The 6,262-nt window shown below is 67.3% G+C and carries 7 protein-coding genes; 5 read left to right on the top strand and 2 right to left on the bottom strand.

All coding sequences use genetic code 11. The annotated features are described in order from the left end of the window. Together M3C25_RS12870 and murA are read left to right on the top strand one after the other, a co-directional pair. A partial coding sequence (locus M3C25_RS12870; protein ID WP_259800408.1) for a DUF2550 family protein occupies positions 1-313 on the top strand: 313 nt, incomplete at its 5' end. 96 nt (positions 314-409) lie between these two features. Then, positions 410-1,768: a UDP-N-acetylglucosamine 1-carboxyvinyltransferase gene (gene murA / locus M3C25_RS12875; protein WP_259857160.1), complete on the top strand. Its 1,359-nt coding sequence runs from the start codon at positions 410-412 to the stop codon at positions 1,766-1,768. 67 nt (positions 1,769-1,835) lie between these two features. On the opposite strand, the gene nucS is transcribed toward murA, so the two are convergent. Then, entirely contained in the window at positions 1,836-2,531 is a 696-nt protein-coding gene (gene nucS / locus M3C25_RS12880; protein ID WP_102159717.1) for an endonuclease NucS, read from the bottom strand. A 107-nt stretch (positions 2,532-2,638) separates the two neighbouring features. On the opposite strand from nucS, the gene M3C25_RS12885 reads away from it, so the two are divergent. Beyond that, positions 2,639-2,863 carry an Rv1322 family protein gene (locus tag M3C25_RS12885; protein WP_165883123.1) on the top strand — a complete coding sequence of 75 codons (225 nt, stop codon included), beginning with the start codon at positions 2,639-2,641 and terminating at the stop codon, positions 2,861-2,863. A 77-nt stretch (positions 2,864-2,940) separates the two neighbouring features. On the opposite strand, the gene M3C25_RS12890 is transcribed toward M3C25_RS12885, so the two are convergent. After that, a complete protein-coding gene (locus M3C25_RS12890) occupies positions 2,941-4,497 on the bottom strand; it encodes a coiled-coil domain-containing protein (protein WP_102160680.1) in 1,557 nt (518 codons plus the stop codon). 257 nt (positions 4,498-4,754) lie between these two features. On the opposite strand from M3C25_RS12890, the gene M3C25_RS12895 reads away from it, so the two are divergent. Both M3C25_RS12895 and M3C25_RS12900 read left to right on the top strand, forming a co-directional pair. After that, positions 4,755-5,942, top strand: a complete 1,188-nt coding sequence (locus tag M3C25_RS12895) for an acetyl-CoA C-acetyltransferase (RefSeq protein WP_102159720.1) — start codon at positions 4,755-4,757, stop codon at positions 5,940-5,942. A gap of 26 nt (positions 5,943-5,968) precedes the next feature. Next, a partial coding sequence (locus M3C25_RS12900; protein ID WP_259857168.1) for a thiamine-binding protein occupies positions 5,969-6,262 on the top strand: 294 nt, incomplete at its 3' end.

The raw sequence follows: 6,262 nt of genomic DNA on the forward strand, positions 1-6,262 counted from the left end.
ACGCTGGCGTTTGGGTGTGGCGGTCTTCACGATCAGCTCGCTCGACTGGTACCCGATCTTCAGCCTCACCCGGTCACCGGCGATGAATCTGCCGCGGCAGGACATGGAGATCGTCCGGCGCGAAGAGCCGGATTCCGCTGAGCGCTATGCCGTCATGCCCGGCGCTGTCATCGTCACGGCTGCCTACGGCACCGCAGACGGCTCATCCCATCAGACCCGGCTGGCCCTCGACTACGAGGCGCTGGCCGCTTTGGCCTCCTGGCTCGAATCAGCGCCACCGGGCTACAACCGCACCGTCGGCCGTTTCACCTAGGCGGCCTTGACGTCCTAGACTGATATGTCCTGTGGGGCTGCGCTCCGCAGGACACTTTTCTGCCAGCGCATCATTCGCCCGAGGAGGACCACGCCCATGGAGATCCTGTCCGTCAACGGACCGCACCGGCTCACCGGTGACGTGACCGTGCGCGGGGCGAAGAACAGTATCCTCAAGCTCATGGCCGCCACGCTCCTGGCCCCGGGCCGCTCGGTGATCTCGAACGTGCCGCGCATCCTCGATGTGTCGATCATGACCGAACTGCTGCGCCGCCTCGGCTGCGAGATCGACTACGACCCCGAGGCCGGGGTCATCGACATCGATGTGCCGGAGGAGCCGGGCATCCAGGCCGACTACGAACTCGTGCGCGCCATGCGCGCCTCGATCTGCGTGCTCGGCCCGCTGACCGGGCGGATGCGCGCCGCCCACGTCGCGATGCCCGGTGGTGACGCCATCGGCTCGCGCGGACTCGACATGCATCAGGCCGGGCTCGAGGCGATGGGCGCGAGCGCACACCTCGACCACGGCTACTTCATCGCCGAGGCCCCAGACGGGCTGACCGGCGCCGAGATCCACCTGCCCTTCCCGTCGGTGGGTGCGACCGAGAACCTCCTCATGGCCGCCACGCTGGCCGATGGCACCACGATCATCGACAACGCCGCCAAAGAACCGGAGATCATCGACATCTGCCTCATGCTCCAGGCGATGGGTGCGCAGATCTCCGGCATCGGCACCAAAACGCTGACAATCGAAGGCGTTGATCGCCTGCACCCGGTGAAGCACCGCGTCGTCGGCGACCGGATCGTCGCCGGCTCCTGGGCGTTTGCCGCAGCGATCACCGGTGGGGACATCACCGTGCGCGGCATCGACCCGCAGCTGCTGCCGCACGTCTTCGAGCACCTGCGCGCCGCCGGCGCCGAGGTGTCGGTCCTGTCCGGCAGCGCGGACACAGAGGGACTCGTCGCCGGAATCGCAGCAGCCAACGAGCACGGTGCCCAGGACATGGGCTTTCGGGTCATCGGGCCGCAGCGTCCGCACAGCATTCGCGTTGCCACCCTGCCGTTCCCCGGCTTCCCGACCGACCTGCAGCCCTTCGCCGTGGCCCTCAACGCGATCGCCGACGGAGTCGGGCTGCTGACCGAGAACCTCTTCGAGGCCCGCTGGCGCTTCGTCCACGAGCTCGCACGTCTCGGCGCTGAGATCACCATCGACGGCAACCATGCACTCGTCACCGGTGTCGATTCGCTCTCCGGCGCCGAGGTGGAGGCCTCTGACATCCGCGCCGGTGCCGCGCTCGTCATCGCCGGTCTGGCAGCCGAGGGCCGCACCGAGGTCTCCGGGGTCGATCACATCGACCGCGGCTATGAGGGATTCGTCGAGCAGCTCCAGTCACTGGGTGCAGATGTGCAGCGGGTGGACAAGCCCGAGCCCTTCGACGTCGACTCCCTGGCCTGAGCGTCCGCCGTCAGCGTCACCCCGGCAGGGGAGAGCAACGCTGCAGGGGAGCGGTGCTGCGCCTGACTCAGAACAGCCGTGAGTCGGGGTCATCCATCCCGCGCAGCGCATCGTAATCAAGGACCACGCAGCGGATTCCGCGGTCTTCGGCCAGCGTGCGCGCCTGCGGTTTGATCTCCTGGGCGGCGAACACGCCGGTGACCGGGGCGAGGAGCGGATCGCGATTCATGAGCTCCAGATAGCGGGTGAGCTGCTCGACACCGTCGATCTCCCCGCGGCGCTTGATCTCGACAGCCACGGAGGCACCGTCATCGTCCTTGGCGAGGATGTCGACCGGACCGATGGCGGTCATGTACTCCCGGCGGACGGTCGAGTAGCCCGAGCCAAGGGTCTCGATGTGCTCGGCAAGCAGCTCCTGCAGGTGCGACTCGACGCCGTCCTTGACCAGCCCGGGATCGACACCGAGGTCGGCTGAGATCTCATCGCGGATCTCTGCGATGCTGATGATGAGGTGATCGCCGGTCTTCTGGTGGGTGACGGTCCAGATCTCGGTGATGCCGTGCTCGGCCTGCTCGTCGCTGGGCTCACTGATCGTCGTCGTGCACGGCGGGCTCATCCAGTTGAGAGGCTTGTAGGAGCCGCCGTCGGAATGGACGAGGACGCTGCCATCGGCCTTGAGCATGAGCACCCGGTCTGCCATCGGCAGGTGAGCCGTCAGCCGGCCGGCATAGTCGACACTGCACTTCGCGATCACTAAACGCACGGCATTACTGTACGTGAGACAATGACGCCATGCCACGTTCGTCGTCTTCGCGCCGCGAAAACAAGTGGGCCCGGCCGCACCGCGAGCTGGGTGCGAGCCTGAATTCCGTGCCCCGGGCCACCGAGGGACCTGACGGTACCTGGGTCGTCCAGCAGGTGCGCGGCAGCAGCTCCGGCAAGGTCTACACGTGCCCCGGCTGCCGGCAGGACCTGCCGGCCCGCATTGATCACATCGTCGCCTGGCGCTCCGAAGAGGAGTTCGGCTTCAACACCGGAGTCGGTGCCCGCCGCCACTGGCACAAGGCCTGCTTCCGCAGCCGCCCGCCGCGCTGAACGACTCGGCACCTGAGCGCAAGACAAAGGCGGGGACTCCCATTCGGAAGCCCCCGCCTTCAGTTGTCGGTGTGTGCTCAGCGCAGACGGTTCGAGTTCTGCGACTTGCGGTTGAGCGAACCGCGGTTGCCGCTGCCGGCAGCCGTCGAACCTGACTGGCCGCCTGACTTCGAGGCGTTCGACTGCTGGCCTGCATTCGCCTTCACGCCGCCCTGAGCGGGCTTGGCACCGGGCTTCTTGGCGCCGGACTGTGATCCGCCGGACGAACCGTCAGGACGGGTCTTCATCTCCTGCGTCTCGTCCTCGCTGACGACCTCGGCGTCTTCGATGTCCTCGCCATCGCCATCGGCGGAGGCGCTGTCACCATCAGAGGCCTTCTGATCCTTCGCAGACGCGGTCGAGGCATCGCCCTTGGCGTCCTCAGCGTCAGTGAGCTCGGCGAGCTCATCATCGGAGGCGATCTTCTCCGTCGGCAGCGCGGCAGCGGCCTCCTGGTCGGACTTGTCCTCGGTGAAATCGACATCGTCGAACAGGCCGGGTGCTGCGAACATCGACCGCAGCTGCTCTAGCTGGGCGGTGATCGTGCGGCGCTGCTTGGTCAGCAGATCGACCTGCGCCTGAGCGGAGGAGACGTTGCGCTTGGCCTCAGCAGCCGACTCCTCGATCGTCGCCTCGGCAGTCGAACGCGCCTCGGAGATAAGATCCTGGGCGCGCTTGCGACCATCAGCGATGATCTTGTCGGCCTTCTCGACCGCTTCCTTGCGGGTGCGCTCGGCACGCTCGGCAGCGGCCTTCGCATCGTCGTCGGCCTTCTTCGCCCGGGCCTGGGCTTCCTCGGTCAGCTTCTTGTGCTCGGCAGCAGCGGTGTCGAAGCGCTCCTTCTCAGCCGTTTCGGCCTTCTGGCGCTTATCGGCCAGCTCCACGTCGAGCTCATCGGCAGCCTTGCGGATCTCCTCATCCTTAGCCTTGGCGGCAGCGAGGATCTCGTCGGCTTCCTTCTTGGCCTTCGCCCGGATGTCAGCGGCATCCTTCTCTGCGTCGGCCCGCAGCTGAGCGACCTCGCGCTTGAGCGACTCACGCGACTCCTCGGCTTCGGTCGAGGCGGTCGAGGTCAGTTGCTCGGCTTCGCGCTCGGCCGCGGTCTGGATCTCCTCGGCGCGGGTCTCAGCAGCCTGGATCGTCTCCTCGGCGCGCAGCTCGGCAGCCGAGCTGATCGCCTCGGCCTCGGAGCGGGCGTTGTTGAGGGTGTCGTTGCTCTCGGTGTGCATGCGGGCGCGCTGGCTGGCGGCATCGGCACGCGCCTTGTTGCGGATCGTCTCGGCATCGGCGGTGGCCTGGGCGAGGGTTTCGCGGGCCTGCGACTCGGCGATCTTGAGCAGGTGGTCGATGCGGGAGCCGGGAGGGCCAGCCGCCTCTGCTTTGTCGCTGGCGGCATCCTTGAGCTGCTGCTTCGCCTCGGAAAGCTCTCCGGCGATCTGCAGCTTCGCCCGGTCAGCGCTGATGACCTGAGACCGCGCATCGGACAGGGCCTTGCGCAGGGATTCGATCTCGGTCCGCAGCTGGCCGATGCGCGCATCGACTTCGTTCTTCTCGTAACCGCGCATCGCGGTCCGGAACTCTTCGGGAGGCGTCACAGTCTTCGACTCCGTTTCATTCATTGCGTGGGAATTTCGGGGGCTCACCATCCCACTCTACTCGCCGCGCGCGCCAACATCCGCCCGATGCCGCCATCTGAGCGGTGCAGGTCACACCACTGAGGGAATTCACAGCCGGCAACCCGGAATTCTCAGCAGTTGGGCCCTCGACTAGGCTGGGATCTGTATCACTACGTGTGGACTGCGGAGCCGTGCACAGGACTGTCAGGACGGCCGCATCCGTCGAAGGAGGAATCATGACCGAAGCTGTGATCGTTGCCGGTTCGCGCACCCCGTTGGGACGCATGAGCGGAGCCCTCGGATCGCTGAGCGCAATGGATCTCGGCGCCGAGGCGATCTCCGGGGCGCTCGACCGCGCCGGCGTCAAGCCCGAGGCCGTCGAGTACGTCATCATGGGTCAGGTCCTGCAGGCCGGCTGTGGTCAGGGACCGGCACGCCAGGCCGCCGCCAAGGCCGGCATCCCGATGTCGGTGCCGGCCATCACCATCAACAAGCTGTGCCTCTCCGGCCTCAACGCCATCACCCAGGCCGCCATGCTCGTGCGCGCCGGTGAGTACGAAGTCGTCGTCGCCGGCGGCCAGGAGTCGATGACCAACGCCCCGCACATGCTGGAGAAGTCCCGTGCCGGCTACAAGTACGGCACCGTCAAGGTCCGCGACCACATGGACTACGACGGACTGTGGGACGCCTTCACCGACCAGGCCATGGGCGGTCTGACCGAGGACGCGAACAAGGGCGAGCGCGAGTTCAGCCGCGAACAGCAGGACGCCTTCGCCGCCCAGTCCCACCAGCGTGCAGCCGCTGCCTGGGAAGCTGGCCGCTTCGACGACGAGGTCACCCCGGTGACGATCAAGACGCGCAAGGGCGAGACCACGGTCGACCGCGATGAGGGCGTGCGCCCGGACTCGACGGCTGAGTCAATGGCCAAGCTGCGCCCGGCCTTCAGCAAGGAAGGCACCATCACCGCCGGCAACGCCTCGCAGATCTCCGACGGCGCCTGCGCTGTCGTCGTCATGTCCAAGGAGCGCGCCGAGCGCGAAGGCCTGGAGATCCTCGCCGAGATCCGCGCCCACGCCTGGACCGCGGGCCCCGACTCGACCCTGCAGCACCAGCCCAGCCAGGCGATCAAGGTCGCTGCCGAACGCGAGGGCATCCCGGCTGACGGCTTCGACCTCTACGAGATCAACGAGGCCTTCGCCGCTGTCGGCCTGGCCAGCGCCAAGGATCTGGGCATCAGCGAGGACAAGGTCAACGTCAACGGCGGCGCCGTCGCCCTCGGCCACCCGATCGGCGCTTCCGGTGCACGCGTGGCGCTGACGCTGGCTCTGGAGCTCAAGCGCCGCGGCGGCGGCACCGGTGTCGCAGCCCTGTGCGGTGGCGGGGGACAGGGCGATGCCCTCGTGCTCTCCGTGCCGAAGAACTGATCAGCTGAAATCTGAAGGAGGACCACATGCTTGTCGCATTCTCCGTCGCCCCGACAGGAGACGCCGAGACCGGTTCGATGCACGAGGCCGTCGCCGCTGCGGTGAAGGTCGTGCGCGACTCGGGCCTGCCCAACCGCACCGACTCGATGTTCACCACCATCGAAGGCGAGTGGGATGAGGTGTTCGACGTCGTCAAGCGCGCCACCGACGCCGTGGCCGCCTACGGCCCGCGCGTCTCACTCGTGCTCAAGGCCGACATCCGGCCCGGGCACACCGGTGAGCTGACCGGCAAGCTCGAGCGCCTCGAAAAGGCCCTCGAC

Source organism: Brevibacterium luteolum, from assembly GCF_025147615.1.
Lineage (GTDB): Bacteria > Actinomycetota > Actinomycetes > Actinomycetales > Brevibacteriaceae > Brevibacterium > Brevibacterium luteolum.